Origin of the sequence: Desulfobulbus alkaliphilus (assembly GCF_016918545.1) — a bacterium.
GTDB classification, from domain to species: Bacteria; Desulfobacterota; Desulfobulbia; order Desulfobulbales; family Desulfobulbaceae; genus Desulfobulbus; species Desulfobulbus alkaliphilus.
In genome coordinates, this window is record NZ_JAFFQC010000423.1 from 1 (window position 1) to 390 (window position 390).

At 60.0% G+C, this 390-nt stretch carries 1 protein-coding gene; it reads right to left on the reverse strand.

The genetic code is table 11. From position 1 onward, the window contains the following. Positions 1 to 390, reverse strand: a 390-nt coding sequence (locus JWG43_RS19230; protein WP_275888525.1) for a JAB domain-containing protein, incomplete at both ends; no start/stop codon positions are given.

The window sequence follows — 390 nt, forward strand, 5'->3', positions numbered from 1 at the left end:
GTGTTCGATCGTGCCTTCGGCTAAGGTCTCCAGAGCGATCAGCCGGTGCGAGCAATCCAGGAACAGCACCAGGAATTTCTCCCTGGGCTCGGCCGCCAGAAGCCCGCGCAAATAGGTTCGCACCGCGCCTGAACTTGCGAGAACAGGCTTGGCGCTGATCTTTTTGAAAAGCACGCGGCGCCCCATTTCGCGCGCAAGCTTGAGGTGGAGGGCGGCGGAGGTGGGTACACTTTGGGAAGCCGTTGACCGCATGACCGGAACGACCTGCTGCAGGCTGGGTATCGAGGCAGACAAGACGCCGCCAAGCGTTCCAAAACGCCTCAGAAGATGTTCGGCGCGATCCGCGGAATCCGTATCGAGAGTGCCATGATAAAGGAAAAGGGTGAGGAG